This window comes from Streptomyces sp. cf386 (assembly GCF_900103585.1).
Lineage (GTDB): Bacteria > Actinomycetota > Actinomycetes > Streptomycetales > Streptomycetaceae > Streptomyces.
The window spans coordinates 1-20,974 of record NZ_FNHV01000006.1 but is presented as its reverse complement, the minus strand read 5'-3'; the positions used below and the strand labels follow the sequence as shown (position 1 = coordinate 20,974).

Below are 20,974 nucleotides of genomic sequence, written 5' to 3'. Positions count from 1 at the left end.
GACTGACGGGACACCGGGGGACGGAACAGGCACATGAACGCGGCGTTACTGGCGGCCCTGGCCGAGGGCGCGGGCGGGGAGGACGGACGCCGGGCGGTGCAGTCGCTGGCGGGGGCGGTCGGGCTGGGCGCGGGCGCGTCGGCTGACGAACTCGCGGTGGCGGCACAGGATCCGGTGCGGCGGGCGGCCGTGCGGAAGTGGGGCGAGGAACTCGTCGATCTGCTCGCCGCCGATCCGCAGGGCGTCGCCCGTGGCGTGGCGGGGGCCATGGAGCGGGATGCGCCCGGCAGCGGGACGTCCTGGTACGACGGGGATCACGCCGACTTCCGGGGCGGGGTCTTCCTGCGTGAGGTGGTCGGCGTGCAGGTGGTGGTCCAGCAGGGTGGGGCTGTTGTACCCGAGGCGATGGCCGGGCTGCCGCCTAGGCCGGGCGGGTTCGCCGGGCGGGCGGAGGAGACGGCGGTCTTGCTGGGCGCGCTCGATCCCCACGAGGCCGTGCGGTCGTCGGCGGTGCTCATCGCCGCCGTATCCGGTCTCGGCGGCATCGGGAAGACCGCGCTAGCCGTCGAGGCCGCGTACGTGGCCTGCGAGCGGGGCTGGTTTCCCGGCGGGGTCCTTTTCATCGACCTGCACGGCTATGACGCGGAGCCCGTCACCTCCGACCGAGCCCTCCAGGCGCTCCTGCGCGCCCTCGGTACCCGGCCGGAACACATCTCCGCCACGGCGGACGAACGGGCCGCGCTCTACCGCTCGATGCTGGCCGCACGGGGCCAGGAACGGGGCGCGGTGCTGGTTCTTGCCGACAATGCTTCCTCGCCGGATCAGGTACGGCCACTCCTGCCCAGCGACGCCCGACACCGCGTCCTGGTCACGTCCCGCGACCGGCTGCCTCAACTTGGCGCGCGGCTAGTCTCGTTGGACCAGCTGAGACCGAAGGAGGCGTACGAACTCCTCGACCGCGCCCTGCGGATCGCCGACCCGCACGACACCAGGGTCGTCGACGACCTGGGCGCCGCCGAGCGACTGGCCGCCCTTTGCGGTCATCTGCCGCTCGCTCTGCAGATCGCCGCCGCCCTGCTGGCCGAGGATCCGGACAAGCCGGTGACCGAACTCGTCGAGGAAATCGCTGAGTCGCATGATCGGCTGGAGGATCTGGATGACGGGGAGCGCAGCGTTCGGGCGGCCTTTGACCTCTCCTACCGCCGACTGCCCCCGGACCAGGCTCGGTTGCTGCGGCTACTCGCCCTCGCGCCCGGGCCCGAGGTGAGCGACGAAGTCGCCGCTGCGCTGGTCGGGGCGGAGGGACCTCCGGCACGCCAGTTGAAGGCCCTTGCCCGTGCGCACCTCGTCGAGCGGGGGAGCGGGCGTGGGTGGTGGCGGTTGCATGACCTGGTGCGGGTGTTCGGGATGAGCGTGGTGGCGGGGGGATCGGCGTTGCGGGAAGAGGGGGATGCAGCGCGGGAGCGGCTGCTGGGGTTCTATCTGCGGTGGGCGGATGCGGCGGATGACCGGTTGCGATGGCTTCCGGGGTTGGTGGAGCCGGAACGCTTCGCGGACCGGGCGCAGGCGCTGACCTGGCTGGACGGGGAGCGGGCGGGTTTGGTGGCTGCGGTGGGGTGGGGGAGGGAGGAACGGTTCGCGCGTGAGGCGGTGCGGCTGGCCGAGTGCCTGGGGGGATATCTGGACTGGCGGCGGTACTTCGATGACTGGGTCACGGTGGGAGAGGTGGCGCGGGAGGCGGCCTGTCGAGCTGGCGACCGGTTGGACGAGGCCATCACGTTGAACAACCTCGGCGTCGCCCTGCGGGAGGCAGGCCGGGTGGCGGAGGCGGTCCGCGCCCTCACCCGGGCCCGTGACCTGTACCAGGCCACCGGAGACCGCCATAGCGAGGCCATCGCATGGAACAACCTCGGCAACGCCCTCGATGAGGCGGGCCGGGCGGCGGACGCGGTCCGCGCCCTCACCCGGGCCCGCGACCTGTTTCAGGCCGCAGGAGACCGCCGTAGCGAGGCCAAGGCATGGAACCACCTCGGCCTCGCCCTGCTGGAGGCGGGCCCGGCGGCGGAGGCGGTCGACGCTCTCACCCGGGCCCGTGACCTGTACCACGCCGCCGGCAACCGCCATGGCGAGGCCATCGCGTGGAACAACCTCGGCCTCGCCCTGCTGGAGGCGGGCCAGGTGGAAGAGACGATCGAGGCGCACGGCAAGTCCCTTGAACTCCGCCGGGGATTTGAGGACTGGTACGGCGAGGGGCGAACCCTCGCAAACCTGGCCATCGCCCTCGAAGTCGCCCACCGCCCCGCCGAGGCCCGCACCGCCTACCTCCAGTCCGCCGATGCCTACACCCGCGCCAACGCCCCCACCGAAGCCGCCGAAGCCCGCACCCGCGCCGCCGCCCTCGACACCCTCTCTCCCTAGCGTCCCTTCTCCACCCCCCGAACCCACCGATAAACCAACTCCGGCCTCCCCACCTGCCCATAAACCGGCTTCCGCTCAGCCCGCCCCGCCTCCACCAAATGCTCCAGATACCGCCGAGCCGTAATCCGGGAAATCCCCACCGCCTCAGCAACCCCCGCCGCGGTAAGCCCCTCCTCCGCCTCCCGCAGCACCCCCGTCACCCGCTCCAACGTCGGCGCGCTCAACCCCTTGGGCAGCGCCGCAGGCGAGGGCGCCCGCAGCGCCGCCAGCGCCCGGTCCACCTCGTCCTGCCCGCTCGCCTCGCCCACCGCGGCATGGAACTCGGAGTACCGCACCAGCCGATCCCGCAGCGTCGCGAACGTGAACGGCTTCAGTACGTACTGCACGACCCCCAGCGACACCCCCTCCCGCACCACGGCCAGATCCCGCGCCGACGTCACCGCGATCACATCCGCGTGATGCCCGGCCGCCCGCAACGACCGCGCCAGCTGCAACCCGTGCACATCCGGCAGGTGCAGGTCGAGCAGCAGCAGATCCACCGGCGTCCGCTCCAGCGCGCGCCGCGCCTCCGCCCCCGTGTGCGCCTTGCCGACCGCGACGAACCCCGGCACCCGGCCGACGTACATCATGTGCGCGTCCGCCGCCACGGGGTCGTCCTCCACGACCAGGACGCGAATCGCCTGCTCGTCCGTCGCCGTCATACGTCACCTCTCGAACCCACCGAGCCCTTGGAGACGGCCCCGTCCGCCGAGCCGCCCCCCTCCTCGGAACCGGCCCCCACTGCCGAGCCGCCCTCATCCTCGGAGTCCGCCTCTGCTCCCGAGGCGCCTCTTGCCTTCGCCCCGGCCTTCACGGCCGAGTCGCCCTCAACTCCGGAGTCCGTCCCCGATCCCGAGACGCCCCTCGCCTCCGCCCCGGCCTTCACCACCGAATCACCCTCATCCTCGGAGTCCGTCCCCGCCCCCGAGGCGCCCCCCACCTCCGACAAGGCCCCATCCCCCGAGGCGGCCCCTACCCCCGAAGCAGCTCCACCCTCCGAAGCAGCTCCACCCCCCGAAGCGGCCCCACTCTCCAGCGCGGCACCACCCTCCAAAGCAGCGCCACTCTCCGATGCACCCCCACCCCCCAAAACCGCCCCCTCCCCCAACGGCAACCGCACCTCAAACACCGCCCCACCCCCGTCGGCCTCCGTAACCGACAACACCCCCTGATGCCGGCTCACCGCCTGCCGCACCAGCGCCAGCCCCAGCCCCCGACCCCCCGGCCCGGCCGGCTTCGTGGAGAACCCGCGTAGGAACACCGCCTCGGCATGCGCCGGGTCCACCCCGGCCCCGGTGTCCGACACCCGCAGCACCAGCTCACCGCCCTCGGCGTACGCCGTCACCGTCACCCGTGCTCCCACGCTTCCCTGCGCCGCGTCCACCGCGTTGTCGATCAGGTTGCCCAGTATCGTCACCAGGTCCCGGGCGGGCAGGGTGTCCGGCAGCAGACCGTCGTCGAGCCGGCTGTCCTCCGATACGACGAGCTCCACGCCCCGCTCGTTGGCCTGTGCCGTCTTGCCCAGCAGGAGTGCCGCGAGCACCGGCTCGCTGACCGCCGCGACGACCTGGTCCGTGAGGGCCTGGGCCAGTTCCAGCTCGGCCGTCGCGAACTCCACGGCCTCCTCGGCGCGTCCGAGTTCGATCAGCGAGACCACCGTGTGGAGGCGGTTCGCCGCCTCGTGGGCCTGGGAGCGCAAGGCTTGGGTGAAGCCGCGCTCGGAATCCAACTCGCCCATCAGGGACTGGAGTTCGGTGACGTCCCGGAGCGTCACCACCGTGCCGCGCCGCTCGCCGCCCGAGACCGGCGAGGTGTTCACCACCAGCACGCGTTCCGCCGTCAGGTACACCTCGTCGACCCTCGGCTCGGACGCCAGCAGCGCTCCGGTCAGCGGCGCGGGCAGGCGGAGGTCGGCGACCGACTGTCCGACCACATCGCCGGCCACCCCGAGCAGCTCCCGCCCGCCGTCGTTGATCAACGCCACCCTGAACTGCCCGTCCAGCATCAGCAGCCCCTCACGCACCGCGTGCAACGCGGCCTGGTGGTAGTCGTGCATCCGGCTCAGCTCGGCCGCGTTCATACCGTGGGTGTGCCGGCGCAGCCGGGCGTTGATGACGTACGTACCGATCGCGCCCAGCGCGAGCGCGCCCGCCGCCACCCCGATCAGCGCCGTCAGCTGGTCCTGCACCCGCTTGCTGATCGCCTCGACCCGGATCCCGGCGCTGACCATCCCGACGACGTCCTGCGGCGTACGCCCCCCGTCGTAGATCGGCACGACCGCACGGACGGACGAGCCGAGCGTGCCGGTGTACGTCTCGGTGAACGGCTCCCCGCGCAGCGCGCGCTCCGTGTGGCCGCGGAAGTGCTGGCCGATCTGCTCCGTGTCGGGGTGCGTCCAGCGAATGCCCTCGCGGTTCATGATCGTGACGAAGTCGACCTCGGCGTCACGCTGGACACGGAGCGCGTACGGCTGGAGCTCGGCCGTCGGGTCGGCGGTGCGGATCGCCTCCCGTACGGACGGGGCGTCGGCGATCGACTGCGCGACCGCCATGGCCTGCCGACCCGCCGCGTCCTCCGCCTGGCCGGTGTCGCTGACGTACGTGAACACCGCGTACCCGGCGACGAGCACCGCTATCAGCACGGCCTGCATCGCGAAGAGCTGGGCGGCCAGGCTGCGGGGTCTCGGGACGGGGATGCGCATGTCGTCAGTCTGCCTCCATGGCTGATTGTGAACTAAATGAACGGAAGGGTGACCGCCCTCACACAGCAGGAGATAGTCACCGCATCGCTGAATAAGACATCCCCGTCCCCAAGGCGGCGTGGCCCCCTCACCGGGGCGCGGCACCTGATCAGCGAGACCCCCACCCCGGACGTGAGCCGCACGCCGGTGATGCCGACGAAGACGTCAAGGAGGGCAGCCGTGGCCGCCGCCAGTTCCCCCGATACGGCACCTGCCGCACCCGTCGCCAAGCGGGACCGCACGCACTACCTCTACATCGCGGTGATCATCGCGGTCGCCCTCGGTATCGCCGTGGGTCTTATCGCTCCCGACTTCGCGGTCGAGCTGAAGCCCATCGGGACGGGCTTCGTGAACCTGATCAAGATGATGATCTCGCCGATCATCTTCTGCACGATCGTGCTGGGCATCGGCTCGGTACGGAAAGCCGCCAAGGTCGGCAAGGTCGGCGGTATCGCGCTGGTCTACTTCCTCGCGATGTCGCTGGTCGCGCTCGGTATCGGCCTGGTCGTCGGCAACATCCTGGAGCCGGGCTCCGGGCTCGCCATCACCGACGCCGTCAAGGACGCCGGTCACGCGCAGGTCGACGCGGAGGCCAAGGACACCACCGAGTTCCTGCTCGGCATCATCCCGACCACGATGCTCTCCGCCTTCACCGTCCAAGAGGTCCTCCAGACCCTGCTCGTCGCCCTCCTCGTCGGCTTCGCGCTGCAGGGCATGGGCTCTGCCGGAGAGCCGATCCTGCGCGGTGTGCAGCACATCCAGAAGCTCGTCTTCCGCATCCTCGCCATGGTGATGTGGGCCGCGCCGATCGGCGCCTTCGGCGCTATCGCCGCCGTCACCGGGTCCGCCGGCGTCGACGCGCTCAAGAAGCTCGCCATCCTGATGCTCGGCTTCTACGTCACCTGCTTCCTCTTCGTCTTCATCGTGCTCGGCGCGCTGCTGCGGCTCGTCGCCGGCCTGAACATCCTCACGCTCTTCAAGTACCTGGGCCGTGAGTTCCTGCTGATCCTGTCCACCTCCTCCTCCGAGTCCGCGCTGCCGCGCCTCATCGCGAAGATGGAGCACCTCGGTGTCAGCAAGCCGGTGGTCGGCATCACCGTCCCGACCGGCTACTCCTTCAACCTCGACGGCACCATGATCTACATGACCATGGCGTCCCTGTTCATCGCCGACGCCATGGGTACGCCGATGGCGCTCGCCGAGCAGATCCCGCTGCTGCTCTTCCTGCTGGTCGCCTCCAAGGGCGCCGCCGGTGTCACCGGCGCGGGTCTGGCGACGCTGGCCGGTGGTCTGCAGTCGCACAAGCCCGCCCTGGTGGACGGTATCGGCCTCATCGTCGGCATCGACCGCTTCATGAGCGAGGCCCGCGCCCTGACGAACTTCGCGGGCAACGCCGTCGCCACGGTCCTGATCGGAACCTGGACCAAGGAGATCGACAAGGGCAGGGTCAACGAGGTGCTCGCCGGTCAGATCCCGTTCGACGAGAAGACCCTCCTGGACGACGGCCACGGCGCCGCCCCGGCCGCGGAGGCGCCGGAAGCGGGCGGCGAGAAGGAACTCGCCAAGGCCTGACCTCCGGCCCGCTCCGGAGCCACCTGCTCCGCGGCCCCCTGCTCCGGACGCCCGGCCCCGCCTGAACCGGGGCCGGGCGTCCGGCCACACAAGCTCCGGGCGGCTGGGATGCTCCCCCGTCGCTCAGCCGCCCGGTCGAACATCGCTGGTCCCGACTCAGGCGTACGGCAACTGCCGTACGCCTGACGGCATTACCGGATGATTACGTTCCGTTGCCCGTCCTTGCCCAACCCGGTGGATCTTCCGCGCCTCTCCACGGGCAGGGCGGCAGACGCTGCCGGTTCCGCCGCCAGATGGTGGGACCGGGGCCCGTACCGGGACCGGGTGCGGGTGCCCGTCGAGCACGAGGAAGTCCGGGGGAACCCATGGACACATTGCGTAAGACGTTGGTCGGCACGGCCGCCGGTGCGGTGCTCCTCACCGCGGGTGTGGCTCCGGCCCAGGCGGCCACGGCGGCCCAGCCGGCCGGGGGGCGTGACTACAAGAGCATCAGCGGCGTGTGCGGTTCGCTGCTGGCGACCGGTGTCAGTGTCGGCTCGCTGGGGAAGACCATCGCGTCCAAGGGCGCGGGCTGGGTGGGAGCGATCGTTTCCGCCGGCTGCCTGGTGAAGGACACCAAGGAGTACAGCAAGGCGTTCAACGCCACCCCGGCGGGCATCGCGCGCCTCAAGAAGATCCAGGCGAAGTACCACAACTACACCCTGGAGCACTTCATGAAGGACTTCGGCTGCAAGTGGGTCGCGAACCCGCCCGGCGGCGGCACGGACCTCGCTCCGCGCGTCGCCGCGAACAAGGCGTCGGGGCACTGGGACTGCAGCTCCGCCGGAGACTGAGCGGAGCCGGCCCATGGACATCACTCTGGCCCTCGTCCTGGTCGTCGCCGAACTGGCGGTGCTGACCGGCGGGTACCTCGACGCACAGGCATCCATGCGCCCGGGCAGGGGCGCCCGCGTCGCCCGGGCGGCCGGTCCCCTGCTCGCCGTGGGGGCCGCCGTGGCACTGGTGCCGGACCCGGTGTGGAAGGTGGCGGTGGCTCTGGTCACGCCGGCGGTGGTGAAGGCCGCCGACCAGGGCGTACGTCGCCTCGGGGCTCCGGTGCCGGGTGGCGGCGTGGAGGGCCGGGGTGTCGGGCGGGGATGAGTGTCGGGCAGGGGCCGGGCAGGAAGCCCCTGCTCGGCCCCCCCCCCGGGGCACCCCGCCTCCGCCCCCGCACCCCGCGAGCCTCGCCCCTTTGCGGACCGTTCACCACCACTTGTCCTAAATCCTTTGACCCGTCGGCCCGTTCGGCTCACGCTGGAGCCCTCGACGTGGACCTACCGACGCGGACATGCGGACGTACGGAGGCGGGCATGGCGCAAGAGGCGACACCCATCTCGCTGGACCAAGTGAGCGAGCTCTTCTACGAGTTCCTGGAGGCGGTCGCCCGCGCACCCCGCAAGAACCAGGAGAGCGGCCGCAACCTCAGCACCCGGCTGATGGACCACCTCGGCTCCACCCCCTCCGACCGCCCCGTGGTCAAGGCGGCCTACGCGCCCTACGACCTCCCCAACGTCCACCTCGCCCTGGAGCGCTGGTTCGCCGCCGACCCCGCCCGCTCCTACGAACTGATCGGTCTGCGCGGTGCCCAGCACCACGGCGATCTCACCCTCGGTGACATCCTCGACGCGGCCGACCGCTACGACCGCTTCGTGATCGGCGCCGTCGACTACGCCCACCTCCCCGTCGCACCGGACACCGAACTGGCCTGCGTCTCCTGCGGGTTCTACCTGGGCCGGGACGGCGACGAACGGTTCGCGGTGCTGCTGCGCGGACCGCAGGACCAGTACGGGCGCAACAAGGTCGAGGTCGAAGTCCTCGCGCGGGACAAGGAGTTCGCGGACCGCCTGCTCGCCGGGCTCGACACCCTCGTACGCGAACACAACGTCTTCCGCGGCCAGGTCCTCTCCTTCGAGGGCTCGGAGTTCCGGCGCGGCCTCGGACCCTTCCGCTTCCACCGCCGCCCCGACCTCACCCGCGACGACATCGTGCTGCCCGACGGCCTCCTCGAACGCCTGGAACGCCAGGTCGTGGGTGTGGCCCGGCGCCGCGAGCACCTGCGCGCCGCGGGCCAGCACCTGCGCCGCGGACTGCTGCTGTACGGCCCGCCCGGCACCGGCAAGACCCACACGATCCGCTATCTGCTCTCCCACCTCCCGCAGTTCACGGTGGTGGTCCTGGCCGGTACCAGCATCTCGGCCATCGGCCCCGCCTGCGCCCTGGCCCGGATGCTCCAGCCGGCGCTCGTCGTCCTGGAGGACTGCGACCTGATCGCCGAGGCCCGCGACCACGGCGGTGGCGACCAGCCCCTGCTCTTCCAGGTCCTCAACGAGATGGACGGCCTCGGCGACGACGCCGACGTCGCCTTCCTCCTCACCACCAACCGCGCCGACCTGCTGGAACCGGCCCTGGTCCAGCGCCCCGGCCGTATCGACCTCGCCGTGGAGATCCCGCTGCCCGACGCCGAGGGCCGCACCCGCCTCCTCGGCCTCTACGGCGCCGGACTCGGCCTCGGCAAGGACATCGCGGACGAGGTGGTGGCCCGCACGGAGGGCACGACGGCCTCCTTCACCAAGGAACTGGTCCGGCGCTCCGTACTCATCGCGGCCGAGCGCGAGTCCCCCCGCACCCAGCCGGACGACGTCCGCGCCGCCCTCGACGAACTCCTCTCCGACCAGGACCACCTCACCCGACGCCTCCTCGGAGTCCGGGGTGCGGACACGGACGCGGAGGGGGAGCGGCCGCCTCCGACGGACGCACCCGACCTCCCCGGTCCCCCGCGCCCGGGCCTGGCCCCGCCCGACTGACCCGCGAGCCTCAACCGACCGGCACAGCCGCCCCGTTCAGCCGCGCCAGCTCCTCCGTGTCGAGCACCAGGTCGGCCGCGCCCGCCGAGTCCCGTATCGATTCCGGGCGGCTCGCCCCCGGAATCGGGATGGCGGCCGGGGACCGTGCCAGCAGCCAGGCCAGGCACACCTGCTGGGGGCTGACGCCGCGGGAGGCGGCCACCTCGTGGAAGGCGCCGAAGCGCGCCTCACCCTCCGTCCATGACGGCCCGTCCAGCGAGCTGCGCGAGATGCCGCCCAGAGGGCTCCAGGGCAGGAACGCCAGTCCCAGCTCGGCGCACAGCCGCAGCTCGGCGTCGCTGTCCCGTACGGCGGGCGAGTACTGGTTCTGCACCGAGACCAGACGATCGCCGAGGATGCGGTGGGCCGTGCGGATCTGGTCCACGTCCGTGTTGGAGACGCCGGCCAGGCGGATCTTGCCCTCGTCGAGGAGTTCGCGCAGCGCGCCGAGCGACTCCTCGAACGGGACGGTCGGGTCGGGCTTGTGCAGCTGGTAGAGCCCGATCGCCTCGACGCCGAGCCGCCGGAGCGAGGCCTCGGCTGCCGTCTTGAGGTGGCGGGGGTCGCCGTTCACCGTCCAGCTGCCGTCGGCCGGTCTGCCGCGGCCGCCCTTGGTGGCGACCAACACGCCGTCGGTGTCGCCGCCGTACGCGGCCAGTGCGCGGGCGACGAGGAGTTCGTTGTGACCGGGCTCGGCGCCCGGCAGATGGTAGGAGTCCGCGGTGTCCAGCAGCGTCACGCCCGAGTCCAGGGCGGCGTGCACGGTGGCCAGGGCGCGCCGCTCGTCGGGGCCGCCCTCGACGGACAGCGGCATCGCGCCGAGGCCGATCGCGCTGACGCGGTGAGGGCCGAGAGTGCGGTAGCGCATGTCAGCCGGCGTCCTTTCCGAGGGTCTCGGCGACGGCCTTCGGGAGCCACTCCCGGGCGCGCGTGAAGCGGAAACCGAGCCGTGTGGCACGGGAGTTGTCCATGCCGTAGGCACGGGTGAAGGCGAACGGGGAGACCTCGCCGACCTCGACGGGCCGGAACACGGTCCGGCCGTCCGGGAGGTGCGCGGCGATCGCGTCGCACAGGTCCTCGGTGGTCAGCAGGCCGTGGGAGGCGGCGTTGACCGGGCCCGTGAAGTCCTCGCCCACCGCCCAGAACAGGAAGTCGGCGATCTCCTCGACGTGGATGTACGTCGCCGGGTGGTTCACGACCGGAACGGCGATCGGCTCACCGGCGCGGATGCGGTTCGCGTAGTGGGTCATACGGCCCGTGAAGTCGTCGTCCCCGCCCAGCACATGGGCGACGCGCACCGCCGCGTACGGGAAGTCCGGGTCGGCGGCGAACACGGCCTCCGCCTGCCGTTTGCCCTCGCCGTAGTGGGCTTCGAGGAACTCGGGGTCTTCCCAAGGGAGTTCGAGGTCCACGAGCACGTCCAGGGGATCCACGTCCGGCTCACGCACGGGGGCGATCGAGTCCTCGTACTCGTACACCTCGACCGTCGACGTCAGTACGTAGCGACGGGTGCGGCCGGTGAAGACCCGGCGGGCGATCTCCGCCTGGCGCGGCGTGTAGCAGACCTGGTCGACGACGACGTCGAACGTCCGCGAACCCAGCGCCGCCGTCAGGGACTTGTCGTCGTCGCGGTCGGCGACCAGATGGACCACGCCCGGCGGCGGGGCGGCCGAACCCCGATTGAGAACCGTCACCCGGTCCCCGGCGGCCAGCAGCCGCGCGATCAACCGCTTGCCGAAATAGCGGTTCCCGCCGATGACCAGTACCTCTCGTCCCTTTCGCATGACCATAATTCTCCCGGCCTCGCACCACGCACTGAAGGGGAAGACATGGGAGATCCGGGCACCGCGCCGAAAGAACCACGGCATCTGCGCCCGGCCACCAGCGAAACATCGGTGGCCTTCGACGCCCTGGACCGGCAGATCCTGGAGCTCCTCCAGACCGACGGCCGGATCAAGCTGAGCGAGCTGGGCCGGCGGGTGCGGCTCAGCCCGGCGGCCGTCACCGAGCGGGTACGGCGGCTGGAGGCGGCGGGCGTGATCACCGGGTACGGCGCCCGGGTCGCCCCCGCCCGGCTCGGCTACGGCATCCAGGCCTTCATCCGGGTCAACCCGCACGGCGGCTACACCCTCCGCCACCCCCGCACCCTGGAGCTGATCGACCGCCCGGAGATCGTCGAGGTCCACCACGTCGTCGGCGAGGACTGCTGGATCCTCAAGGTCGCCGTCGAGGACACGGTCCACTTGGAGGAGATCCTCGAAGCGACGTCGGCACTGGGCCGCACGACGACGTCGATCGTGCTGTCCTCCCCGGTGCGCACCAAGCCCCTGCTGCCACGCTTGCCCTGACGTCGGCGTCAAGGCTTACGTTCGTACGCATGCGAATCGGCGAGCTGGCCGCACGGGCCGGGACCACGACGCGCACCTTGCGCTACTACGAGTCGCGGGGGCTGCTGCCCGCGCGGCGCGGCGACAACGGGTATCGGACGTACGACGAGAGCGACCTGAGGCTGCTGCGGCAGATCAGGACGCTGCAGGACTTCGGGTTCGACCTGGAGGAGACCCGGCCCTTCGTGGAGTGTCTGCGGGCCGGGCACCCGGAGGGCGACACCTGTCCCGCCTCGCTCGCGGTCTACCGGCGCAAGCTGGACGAGCTCGACGCGCTGATCGACGAGTTGCGGGCCGTGCGGGCCAAGATCGGCCTGCGGCTGGCGATGGCCGAAGGGGAACCACCGTTGTGCGAACTGGGAGGGCAGGAGCTGTGATCAAGGCGGCGGGCGTGGCCGAGGTGACGGACGCGGACTTCGAGACGGAGGTGATCGGGGCGGAGCTGCCGGTGCTGGTGGAGTTCACCGCCGACTGGTGCCCACCGTGCCGGCAGATGGGCCCGGTGCTCAGCGCTCTCGCGGCGGAGGAGGGGGAGCGGTTGAAGGTGGTGCAGCTGGACGTGGACACCAACCCGCTCACCACCAACGCCTACAAGGTGCTGTCCATGCCGACCTTCATGGTCTTCCGGGGCGGCGAGCCCGTGCGGTCGATGGTGGGGGCGCGGCCCAAGCGGCGGCTGCTGGAGGAGTTGGCCGACGTGCTGTGATTCAGCCCGGAACACTCCGTCCGGAACACAAGAAATCCCCCGAGCAATTGCGCTCGGGGGATTTCTTTAGGTATATTCAATGGTTCGCGACTTCAGTTTGAATTAGTCGCGAAGAAGTTCAGTGAGCACAGTATATCCGGGCGGGAGCAGAATTGTCAAACACCGAATTTCAAGACGGTGAAATGCGCCGCGAGCAGGAATTCATCGACGACCTGTACGCGCGCGTGGACGCGTTGCGCGGTGACACCGAGGACTCCGTCACGGACGCGCTCGCCCAGGGCAACACGCCCATGCAGGCCCGGCTGGAGCGGGACATCCTGGTCGCCGAGCGCTCGGGGCTGCTGGCCGCGCTGAACGCCGTGGACGGTTCGCTGTGCTTCGGCCGGATCGACCTCGCCTCCGGCGTCACCCACCACATCGGCCGCATCGGTCTGCGCACCGACGACGCCGAGCACACACCGATCCTCGTCGACTGGCGTGCCGACGTCGCCCGCCCCTTCTACCTGGCCACCGGCCACACCCCCATGGGGCTCAGGCGCAGGCGGCACATCAGCACCAGCGGCCGTAGCGTCACCGCGCTGCACGACGAGATCCTCGACCTCGGGGACGAGCAGCGGACGGGCCACGAGGACCCGACCGGCGACGCCGTGCTGCTCGCGGCCCTCAACTCCGCGCGCACCGGCCGCATGGGCGACATCGTGCAGACCATCCAGGCCGAGCAGGACGAGATCATCCGGGCGCCGCACCGCGGGGTGCTGGTCGTGGAGGGCGGTCCGGGCACAGGCAAGACGGCGGTCGCCCTGCACCGCGCCGCGTATCTCCTCTACGAACACCGGGAACTGCTCGCCAAGCGCGCGGTCCTGATCGTCGGCCCCAACCCCGCCTTCCTCGGCTACATCGGCGAGGTCCTGCCCTCACTCGGCGAGACCGGCGTGCTGCTGGCCACGGTCGGCGAGCTGTTCCCCGGCGTCCGGGCGACGGCGACCGACACGCGGGCGGCGGCCGCGGTGAAGGGGCGGGCCGACATGGCGGACGTGCTCGCCGAAGTCGTACGCGACTGGCAGGCGCTGCCCGACCCGGTGATCGCGATCGAGCACGACCGCGAGGTCCTGATGCTCGACGACGGCCTGGTGAAGGTGGCGCGCGAGAAGGCCCGCGCGGCGCGGCTGCCGCACAACGCCGCACGGGAGCACTTCGAGGGCCACATCCTCAACACCCTCACCGAGCTGTACGCCGAGCGGGTCGGGACGGACCCCTTCGACGGCACGAATCTGTTGGACCCGAGTGACATCACGCAGATCCGTGACGAGATCGCCGAGAACCCCGAGGTCTGGGCCGCCATCGACCAGCTGTGGCCGCGCCTGACCCCGCAGCGCCTGGTCGCCGACTTCCTCGCCGACCCCGTCGGCTACCTCCCCGACGAGGACGCGGCCGCCATCCGCCGGCCCGTGACGCGCCAGTGGACCGTGGCCGACGTACCGCTGCTCGACGAGGCGGCCGAACTGCTCGGCGAGGACGACCGGGTGAAGCGGGCGCTGGCCGAGCGGGAGCGGGAGACGCAGGTCGCCTACGCACAGGGCGTGCTGGACGTCTCGTACGCCTCGCGCACCTACGAGTTCGAGGACAAGGACGAGGAGGACTCCGAGGTCCTCTCCGCGCACCACATCATCGACGCCGAACGTTTCGCCGAACGCCACGAGGAGGACGACCACCGCAGCGCCGCCGAGCGCGCGGCGGCCGACCGGACCTGGGCGTTCGGGCACATCATCGTCGACGAGGCGCAGGAGTTGTCGCCGATGGCCTGGCGACTGCTCATGCGGCGCAGCCCGACCCGCTCGATGACGCTGGTGGGCGACCCGGCCCAGACGGCGGAGGCGGCGGGCGTCGGCTCGTGGGCCGGGATCCTGGAGCCGTACGTCGAGGACCGCTGGGAGCACACCCGCCTCGGCGTCAACTACCGCACACCCGCCGAGATCATGGAGCTGGCGGCGGCGGTCGTACGGGCAAAGAACCCGGACTTCGAACCGCCGAGTTCCGTACGGTCCACAGGTGTACGTCCCTGGGTGCGCGCCACCGACGATCTGCCGGGCGCGGTGGCGAAGGCGGTCGAGGAACTCACGCCCGCCGAGGGGCGGCTCGCGGTCATCGCACCACGGCATCTGCACCGGAGGCTGGCGGCGCAGTTGGACGGGGTCACGGCGGGGGCGGAGCCCGACCTGACGCGCAGCGTCGTACTCCTGGACCCCCGACAGTCGAAGGGCCTGGAGTTCGACTCGGTGTTGGTGGTGGAGCCGGGGTTGTACGGCACGAGCGACTTGTACGTGGCGCTGACCCGGGCGACGCAGCGGTTGGGGGTGTTGCATACGGGTCGTCTGCCGAAGGCGCTGACCACCGCCTGAGACACGGCCCTGAAGGGGCCTCGTCCTCAAACGCCGGACGGGCTGAATTCAGCCCGTCCGGCGTTTGAGGAGCGGGGTCTGGGGCGGAGAAGACTAAGCCGGGCGCAGCCACACCGTCGCCAGTGGTGGCAGCGTCAGCTGGATGCTGGCCGTGCGGCCGTGCCAGGGCTGGGGCTCCGGCTTCAGCGGGTCGGGGTTGGTGACATCGCTGCCGCCGTACCTCGCCGCGTCGGTGTTCACCGCCTCGTGCCACGCCGGGACGTCGTCGGGGACACCGAGGCGGTAGTCGTGCCGGACCACCGGGGACAGGTTCGAGACCGCCAGCAGCGGAGCCCCCTCGGCGTCATGGCGCAGGAACGCGAAGACGTTGTCGTCGGCGGCGTCACCCACCACCCACTGGAAACCGGACGGGTCGGCGTCCCGCTGCCACAGGGCCGGCGTGTGCCGGTAGACCGTGTTCAGGTCGCGGACCAGATCCCGCACCCCGCGATGGTCGGGCTCCGCCCCGTACGCCGGATCCAGCAGCCACCAGTCCGGACCGTGCGCCTCCGACCACTCGGCGCCCTGCGCGAACTCCTGCCCCATGAAGAGCAGTTGCTTGCCGGGGTGCGCCCACATGAAGCCCAGGTAGGCACGGTGGTTGGCGCGCTGCTGCCACCAGTCGCCCGGCATCTTCGACACCAGCGACCGCTTGCCGTGCACGACCTCGTCGTGGGAGATGGGCAGGACGTAGTTCTCGCTGTACGCGTACACCATCGAGAAGGTCATCTCGTTGTGGTGGTGCTTGCGGTGCACCGGCTCCTTGGCCACGTACTCCAGCGAGTCGTGCATCCACCCCATGTTCCACTTCAGCCCGAAGCCCAGGCCCCCGAAGCCGCCAGGGCCCGCCACATGCGTCGGACGCGTCACACCGTCCCAGGCCGTGGACTCCTCCGCGATCGTCACGACCCCCGGCACCCGCCGGTACACCGTCGCGTTCATCTCCTGCAGGAACGCCACCGCGTCCAGGTTCTCCCGCCCGCCGTGCTCGTTCGGCACCCACTGGCCGGGCTCACGCGAGTAGTCCAGGTAGAGCATGGACGCAACCGCGTCCACCCGGAGCCCGTCGATATGGAACTCCTCGCACCAGTAAAGGGCGTTGGCGACAAGGAAGTTGCGCACTTCACGCCGACCGAAGTCGAACTCCAGGGTCCCCCAGTCGGGGTGCGCGGAACGCAGCGGATCCTCGTGCTCGTACAGCGGACGCCCATCGAACTCGGCCAGCGCCCAGTCGTCGCGCGGGAAGTGCGCCGGCACCCAGTCCATCAGGACGCCGATGCCGGCCTGGTGCAGGGAGTCCACCAGGAACTTGAAGTCGTCGGGGGTGCCGAGGCGGGCCGTGGGGGCGTAGAAGCCGGTGACCTGGTAGCCCCAGGAGCCGCCGAAGGGGTGCTCGGCGACCGGCATCAGCTCGACGTGGGTGAAGCCCAGGTCCCTGACGTACGCGGGGAGCTGCTCGGCGAGTTGACGGTACGTCAGCCCCGGGCGCCAGGAGGCCAGATGGACCTCGTACACCGAGAGCGGCGCCTCATGCGTCGGGACCTCCCCGCGCCGCGCCAGCCACGCCGCGTCGCCCCACTCGTGGTGCGAGGCGTGCACGACGGACGACGTGTTGGGCGGGGTCTCGGTCCGGCGGGCCAGCGGGTCCGCGCGCAGCGTCTTCGAACCGTCCGGTCGCGTGATCTCGAACTTGTACAGCTCGCCCTCGCCGATGCCGGGCACGAACATCTCCCAGACGCCGGAGCCGCCGAGCGAGCGCATCGGATAGCCCGTGCCGTCCCAGAAGTTGAAGGTGCCGGCCAGGGACACGCCCCGCGCGTTCGGCGCCCACACCGTGAACCGGGTGCCGGTCACGCCCTGGTGCGTCATCGGCTCGGCGCCGAGCGCCTTCCACAGCTCCTCGTGCCGTCCTTCGCCGATCAGATGCAGGTCGAGCTCGCCCAGCGCGGGCAGGAAACGGTACGCGTCCTCGGTCTCCTGCACCGTCCCCTCGTACGCCACGAGGAACTGGTAGCTCTCGGGCACGTCCCGCAGCGGGACCAGCCCCGAGAAGAACCCGTCCGCGTCGTCGTGCAGTTCGGCCCGCATGGTCCCCACGACGACGGTCACCGACAGGGCGTACGGCTTGAAGGCCCGGAACGCGACACCGCCGGGAACGGGATGCGCGCCGAGGACGGAGTGCGGGTCGTGGTGGGTGCCGGTGAGGAGCCGGTCGCGGTCGGCCGAGTCGAGGGCGGGGGAGACGGCGACCTCCACCGGTTCAGCCGGCTTCGGCTTCGGGATCGCCTTCTGTGCGGGGATCTTCTTCTGCGTCGCCTTCTGCGCGGGGATCTTCTTGGCGGCGGGCTTCTTGCCGGCGGTGCTCTTGGTCGCCGTGCTCTTGGCCCCGGTGCCACTCTTCGACGCCGTGCTCTTCGCCGCAGTGGATTTGGCCGTGGTCTTCTTCGCTGTGGCCTTCTTCGTGACGGCTTTCTTGGCCGCAGCCTTCTTGGCCGCGGCCTCCTTCTCGGGGGCTTTCTTCGAGGGAGCCTTCTTGGCGGTGGCCTTCTTCGCGGCGGACTTGGCCGGTGCCCTTTTCGCCGTCCCCTTCTTCACGGCCTCCGCGGCCTCCGCGGCCTTGGTCGTCGCCCTTTTGGCGACGCTCGACTTCTCGACCGACTGCTCGGCCGTGCTCTCGGTTTCCGAACCGCTGGAGGGAGTGGTGCGGGGGGTCACGGGCGGGGCCTCCTGGGCGATGGTGGGGATGACGGGGTGGCGGGGGACGGGGTGGTGGAGTCCGCGGCGAGGCGGCGTATCGCGGACATCGGCACCGGGAGCCAGTCGGGGCGGTGGCGTGCCTCGTAGACGACCTCGTAGATCGCCTTGTCGGTCTCGTACGCGCGCAGCAGCACCGGATCGGTCCGTGGATCGGCGGCGCCGGCCTGCGCGTAGCCGGAGCAGTACGCCGCCCGGCAGGTCTCCGCCCAGCCCGGCACCGGCAGGTCGGCCGAGTGGGCGGCGTAGTCGAAGGAGCGCAGCATCCCCGCGACATCCCGTACCGGCGGCTGTGGCATCCGCCGTTCGGTCAGCGACTTCGACGGCTCGCCCTCGAAGTCGATGAGCCACCACTGCCCGGAGGGCGAGCGCAGGCACTGCCCGAGATGCAGGTCGCCGTGGATGCGCTGGGCGGTCCAGGTGCACCCCTCGGCGGCCAGGCCGGCCAGCGCCTCGAAGGCCGCGCGCAGACCGGGCGCGTACGGCCGGAGCGCGGGCACCGCCTGCGCGGCCGTGTCCAGCCGCTCGACCATGCCGTCGACCAGCTGCTGCACCTGCGCATGCCCCAGGGTCACGGTCGGCAGCGTACGGGCCAGCGCCGTGTGCACCTCGGCGGTGGCGCGCCCGAGCGCCCGTGCCGCGGCGGCGAAGTCCTCCCCCTTGGCCAGCTCGCGCAGCGCCAGCTCCCAGCCGTCCGCCGCGCCCTGCACGAAGGGCTGGAGGACACCGAGGACATACGACTCACCGGCCAGCTCCGCGCCGATCCATGCCGTCGGCGCCGGCACCCGTTCGCAGCCCTCGCGGGCCAGCGCCAGCGGGAGTTCCAGGTCGGGATTGACGCCGGGCACGACCCGGCGGAACAGCTTCAGGATGAACGTATCGCCGTAGACGACCGAGGAGTTCGACTGCTCGGAGGTGACCAGGCGCGGCACCAGACCGGACCGGATCTCCTGACTCCCGTCGCGTTCGAAGCGCAGCCCGCCGATCCGGGCCCCGGCGCGCAGCGCCTCCAGGAGCAGCTCGGCGGGGCGGGTGTCGTACAGGGCGTCGTACACCGTGCGTCCGGCGAGCGGGCCCTCGGCCACGTGTCCGATCAGCGCGGGCGCCAGCCGGGGCGGCAGGGCCACGCGCTCGCCTATGACGAGCTGGTAGCAGTCCGCGGGCTGCTCAGGGGCGCCCGGCACGGGGGTGAGCGGCTGATGGGCGCGCACCAGCAGGTGGTACAGGCCCAGCTTGCCGCCGGGCGGCAGCAGCTCGGTGGCCGCCACCAGCGAGAAACCGGTCACCGGACGCCCCTTGCCCGCGAACCAGCGCTGCCGCGGCAGCCACTCCCGCAACAGTGGGTCCAGCGACGCGAGGAGACCGGGAGAGGTCGTGAGGGTGGTACGGGTGACGGCTTCCGACATGGCGTCGCGTCCTTTCCCCGGGTGGTCGGGGTGTTACTTCTGCGTGCCCCGGGCGGGGCGGTGGAAACCGCCCCGCCCGGGCTCTCAGGCGGCGTCCTTGCGCAGCCGGAACCAGTAGAAGCCGTGCCCGCCGAGGGTCAGCAAGTACGGCAGCTCACCGATGGCCGGGAATCGCACCCCGCCGAACAGCTCCACCGGATGCCGCCCGTTGAACCTGCGCAGATCCAACTCCGTCGGCTGTGCGAACCGGGAGAAGTTGTTCACGCACAGGACGAGATCGTCCTCGTATTCACGGAGGAAGGCGATCACGGCCGGATTCGACGACTGGAGTTCCGTGTAGGTGCCGAGTCCGAAAGCGGGGTTCTGCTTGCGGATCTCGATCATGCGACGGGTCCAGTGCAGGAGAGAGGACGGCGAGGACATCGACGCCTCGACATTCGTCACCTGGTAGCCGTAGACCGGGTCCATGATCGTGGGCAGGAACAGCCGTCCAGGGTCGCTCGACGAGAATCCCGCGTTGCGGTCCGGGGTCCACTGCATCGGCGTGCGCACGGCGTCACGGTCGCCGAGCCAGATGTTGTCGCCCATGCCGATCTCGTCGCCGTAGTAGAGGATCGGCGAACCGGGGAGCGACAGCAACAGGGCGGTGAACAGCTCGATCTGGTTGCGGTCGTTGTCGAGGAGCGGGGCCAGCCTGCGCCGGATGCCGATGTTGGCGCGCATCCGCGGGTCCTTGGCGTACTCCGCGTACATGTAGTCGCGTTCCTCGTCGGTGACCATTTCGAGGGTCAGCTCGTCATGGTTCCGGAGGAAGATGCCCCACTGGCAGCCCGAGGGAATGGCCGGGGTCTTGGCGAGGATTTCCGAGACCGGATAGCGGGATTCCCGCCGAACGGCCATGAAAATCCGCGGCATGACGGGGAAGTGGAAGGCCATGTGGCACTCGTCGCCGCCGCTTCGGAAGTCGCCGAAGTAGTCGACGACGTCCTCGGGCCACTGGTTGGCCTCCGCCAGCAGCACCGTGTCCGGGTACTGGGCGTCGATTTCCTTGCGTACCCGCCTGAGGAATTCATGCGTCGCGGGAAGGTTCTCGCAGTTCGTCCCTTCCTCCGCATACAGGTACGGCACCGCGTCCAGCCGGAAGCCGTCGATTCCCAGGTCCAGCCAGAACTTCAGCGCCGAGAGGATCTCCTCCTGCACGGTCGGGTTCTCGTAGTTCAGGTCCGGCTGGTGGGAGAAGAAGCGGTGGAAGAAGTACTGCTTGCGGACCGGGTCGAAGGTCCAGTTGGAGGCCTCGGTGTCGACGAAGATGATGCGGGCGTCGGCGTAGGCCTTGTCGTCGTCGGCCCATACGTAGTAGTCGCCGTAGGGGCCGTCGGGGTCCTTCCTCGACTCCTGGAACCACGGGTGCTGGTCGCTGGTGTGGTTCATGACGAAGTCGATGATGACCCGCATACCGCGCTGGTGGGCGGAGTCCACGAATTCGACGAAGTCGGCGAGGTCGCCGAATTCGGGGAGTACGGCGGTGTAGTCGGAGACGTCGTAGCCGCCGTCCCTGAGCGGTGATTTGAAGAAGGGCGGCAGCCACAGGCAGTCGACGCCGAGCCATTGCAGGTAGTCGAGTTTCGCGGT

At 70.8% G+C, this 20,974-nt stretch carries 16 protein-coding genes; 9 read left to right on the top strand and 7 right to left on the bottom strand.

Annotated features, from left to right (window positions below):
• Positions 1–33 precede the first annotated feature (33 nt).
• On the top strand, positions 34–2,418 hold the full coding sequence (locus BLU79_RS16395; protein ID WP_093906517.1) for a tetratricopeptide repeat protein: 2,385 nt from the start codon (positions 34–36) through the stop codon (positions 2,416–2,418).
• Here the strand turns inward: BLU79_RS16395 and BLU79_RS16390 are convergent.
• Positions 2,415–3,119: a response regulator gene (locus BLU79_RS16390; protein WP_093906516.1), complete on the bottom strand. Its 705-nt coding sequence runs from the start codon at positions 3,117–3,119 to the stop codon at positions 2,415–2,417. The genes BLU79_RS16395 and BLU79_RS16390 overlap by 4 nt on opposite strands.
• Positions 3,116–5,158 (bottom strand): sensor histidine kinase, encoded by a 2,043-nt coding sequence (locus tag BLU79_RS16385; RefSeq protein WP_256333345.1) that lies wholly within the window; start codon positions 5,156–5,158, stop codon positions 3,116–3,118. The genes BLU79_RS16390 and BLU79_RS16385 overlap by 4 nt, the downstream gene beginning before the upstream one ends.
• A 189-nt stretch (positions 5,159–5,347) precedes the next feature.
• Here BLU79_RS16385 and BLU79_RS16380 point away from each other — a divergent pair, with 189 nt between their 5' ends.
• From BLU79_RS16380 to BLU79_RS16365, 4 genes are all read left to right on the top strand, one after another.
• The gene (locus BLU79_RS16380; RefSeq protein ID WP_093906515.1) at positions 5,348–6,769 is read left to right on the top strand and encodes a cation:dicarboxylate symporter family transporter; all 1,422 of its coding nucleotides are present in this window, start codon (positions 5,348–5,350) and stop codon (positions 6,767–6,769) included.
• Positions 6,770–7,134: 365 nt separating this feature from the next.
• Positions 7,135–7,602 carry a hypothetical protein gene (locus tag BLU79_RS48245; RefSeq protein WP_093906514.1) on the top strand — a complete coding sequence of 156 codons (468 nt, stop codon included), beginning with the start codon at positions 7,135–7,137 and terminating at the stop codon, positions 7,600–7,602.
• A 13-nt stretch (positions 7,603–7,615) separates the two neighbouring features.
• On the top strand, positions 7,616–7,909 hold the full coding sequence (locus BLU79_RS16370) for a hypothetical protein (protein ID WP_093906513.1): 294 nt from the start codon (positions 7,616–7,618) through the stop codon (positions 7,907–7,909).
• 209 nt (positions 7,910–8,118) lie between these two features.
• On the top strand, positions 8,119–9,612 hold the full coding sequence (locus tag BLU79_RS16365; RefSeq protein WP_093906512.1) for an AAA family ATPase: 1,494 nt from the start codon (positions 8,119–8,121) through the stop codon (positions 9,610–9,612).
• Positions 9,613–9,622: 10 nt separating this feature from the next.
• Here the strand turns inward: BLU79_RS16365 and BLU79_RS16360 are convergent, their stop codons facing one another.
• Together BLU79_RS16360 and BLU79_RS16355 are read right to left on the bottom strand one after the other, a co-directional pair.
• Positions 9,623–10,519: an aldo/keto reductase gene (locus BLU79_RS16360; RefSeq protein ID WP_093906511.1), complete on the bottom strand. Its 897-nt coding sequence runs from the start codon at positions 10,517–10,519 to the stop codon at positions 9,623–9,625.
• A gap of 1 nt (position 10,520) precedes the next feature.
• On the bottom strand, positions 10,521–11,435 hold the full coding sequence (locus tag BLU79_RS16355; RefSeq protein WP_256333344.1) for an NAD-dependent epimerase/dehydratase family protein: 915 nt from the start codon (positions 11,433–11,435) through the stop codon (positions 10,521–10,523).
• 45 nt (positions 11,436–11,480) lie between these two features.
• On the opposite strand from BLU79_RS16355, the gene BLU79_RS16350 reads away from it, so the two are divergent.
• From BLU79_RS16350 to BLU79_RS16335, 4 genes are all read left to right on the top strand, one after another.
• Positions 11,481–11,999 carry an Lrp/AsnC family transcriptional regulator gene (locus BLU79_RS16350; protein ID WP_177001042.1) on the top strand — a complete coding sequence of 173 codons (519 nt, stop codon included), beginning with the start codon at positions 11,481–11,483 and terminating at the stop codon, positions 11,997–11,999.
• Between the two features lie 29 nt (positions 12,000–12,028).
• The gene (locus BLU79_RS16345) at positions 12,029–12,415 is read left to right on the top strand and encodes a MerR family transcriptional regulator (protein ID WP_093906508.1); all 387 of its coding nucleotides are present in this window, start codon (positions 12,029–12,031) and stop codon (positions 12,413–12,415) included.
• A 14-nt stretch (positions 12,416–12,429) separates the two neighbouring features.
• Positions 12,430–12,744, top strand: a complete 315-nt coding sequence (locus BLU79_RS16340) for a thioredoxin family protein (RefSeq protein ID WP_093906921.1) — start codon at positions 12,430–12,432, stop codon at positions 12,742–12,744.
• Between the two features lie 182 nt (positions 12,745–12,926).
• Positions 12,927–15,143 (top strand): HelD family protein, encoded by a 2,217-nt coding sequence (locus BLU79_RS16335; RefSeq protein ID WP_093906507.1) that lies wholly within the window; start codon positions 12,927–12,929, stop codon positions 15,141–15,143.
• 93 nt (positions 15,144–15,236) lie between these two features.
• Here BLU79_RS16335 and glgB read toward each other — a convergent pair whose 3' ends face one another.
• The 3 genes from glgB to treS form a co-directional block, all read right to left on the bottom strand.
• Positions 15,237–17,897: a 1,4-alpha-glucan branching enzyme gene (gene glgB, locus BLU79_RS16330; protein WP_093906506.1), complete on the bottom strand. Its 2,661-nt coding sequence runs from the start codon at positions 17,895–17,897 to the stop codon at positions 15,237–15,239.
• Complete coding sequence (locus tag BLU79_RS16325; RefSeq protein ID WP_093906505.1) at positions 17,894–19,342, bottom strand: maltokinase N-terminal cap-like domain-containing protein; 1,449 nt, start codon at positions 19,340–19,342, stop codon at positions 17,894–17,896. The genes glgB and BLU79_RS16325 overlap by 4 nt, the downstream gene beginning before the upstream one ends.
• An 84-nt stretch (positions 19,343–19,426) precedes the next feature.
• The coding region (gene treS / locus BLU79_RS16320; protein ID WP_093906504.1) for a maltose alpha-D-glucosyltransferase at positions 19,427–20,974 on the bottom strand (1,548 nt) is incomplete at its 5' end.

Bases quoted from the DNA above. Each gene is read 5' to 3' on its own strand.
- BLU79_RS16390 (WP_093906516.1), bottom strand. From the start codon at position 3,119: ATGACGGCGACGGACGAGCAGGCGATTCGCGTCCTGGTCGTGGAGGAC.
- BLU79_RS16370 (WP_093906513.1), top strand. From the start codon at position 7,616: ATGGACATCACTCTGGCCCTCGTCCTGGTCGTCGCCGAACTGGCGGTG.
- BLU79_RS16350 (WP_177001042.1), top strand. From the start codon at position 11,481: ATGGGAGATCCGGGCACCGCGCCGAAAGAACCACGGCATCTGCGCCCG.
- BLU79_RS16395 (WP_093906517.1), top strand. From the start codon at position 34: ATGAACGCGGCGTTACTGGCGGCCCTGGCCGAGGGCGCGGGCGGGGAG.
- BLU79_RS48245 (WP_093906514.1), top strand. From the start codon at position 7,135: ATGGACACATTGCGTAAGACGTTGGTCGGCACGGCCGCCGGTGCGGTG.
- BLU79_RS16355 (WP_256333344.1), bottom strand. From the start codon at position 11,435: ATGCGAAAGGGACGAGAGGTACTGGTCATCGGCGGGAACCGCTATTTC.
- BLU79_RS16325 (WP_093906505.1), bottom strand. From the start codon at position 19,342: ATGTCGGAAGCCGTCACCCGTACCACCCTCACGACCTCTCCCGGTCTC.
- BLU79_RS16385 (WP_256333345.1), bottom strand. From the start codon at position 5,158: ATGCGCATCCCCGTCCCGAGACCCCGCAGCCTGGCCGCCCAGCTCTTC.
- BLU79_RS16345 (WP_093906508.1), top strand. From the start codon at position 12,029: ATGCGAATCGGCGAGCTGGCCGCACGGGCCGGGACCACGACGCGCACC.
- BLU79_RS16365 (WP_093906512.1), top strand. From the start codon at position 8,119: ATGGCGCAAGAGGCGACACCCATCTCGCTGGACCAAGTGAGCGAGCTC.
- BLU79_RS16335 (WP_093906507.1), top strand. From the start codon at position 12,927: ATGCGCCGCGAGCAGGAATTCATCGACGACCTGTACGCGCGCGTGGAC.
- BLU79_RS16380 (WP_093906515.1), top strand. From the start codon at position 5,348: ATGCCGACGAAGACGTCAAGGAGGGCAGCCGTGGCCGCCGCCAGTTCC.
- BLU79_RS16360 (WP_093906511.1), bottom strand. From the start codon at position 10,519: ATGCGCTACCGCACTCTCGGCCCTCACCGCGTCAGCGCGATCGGCCTC.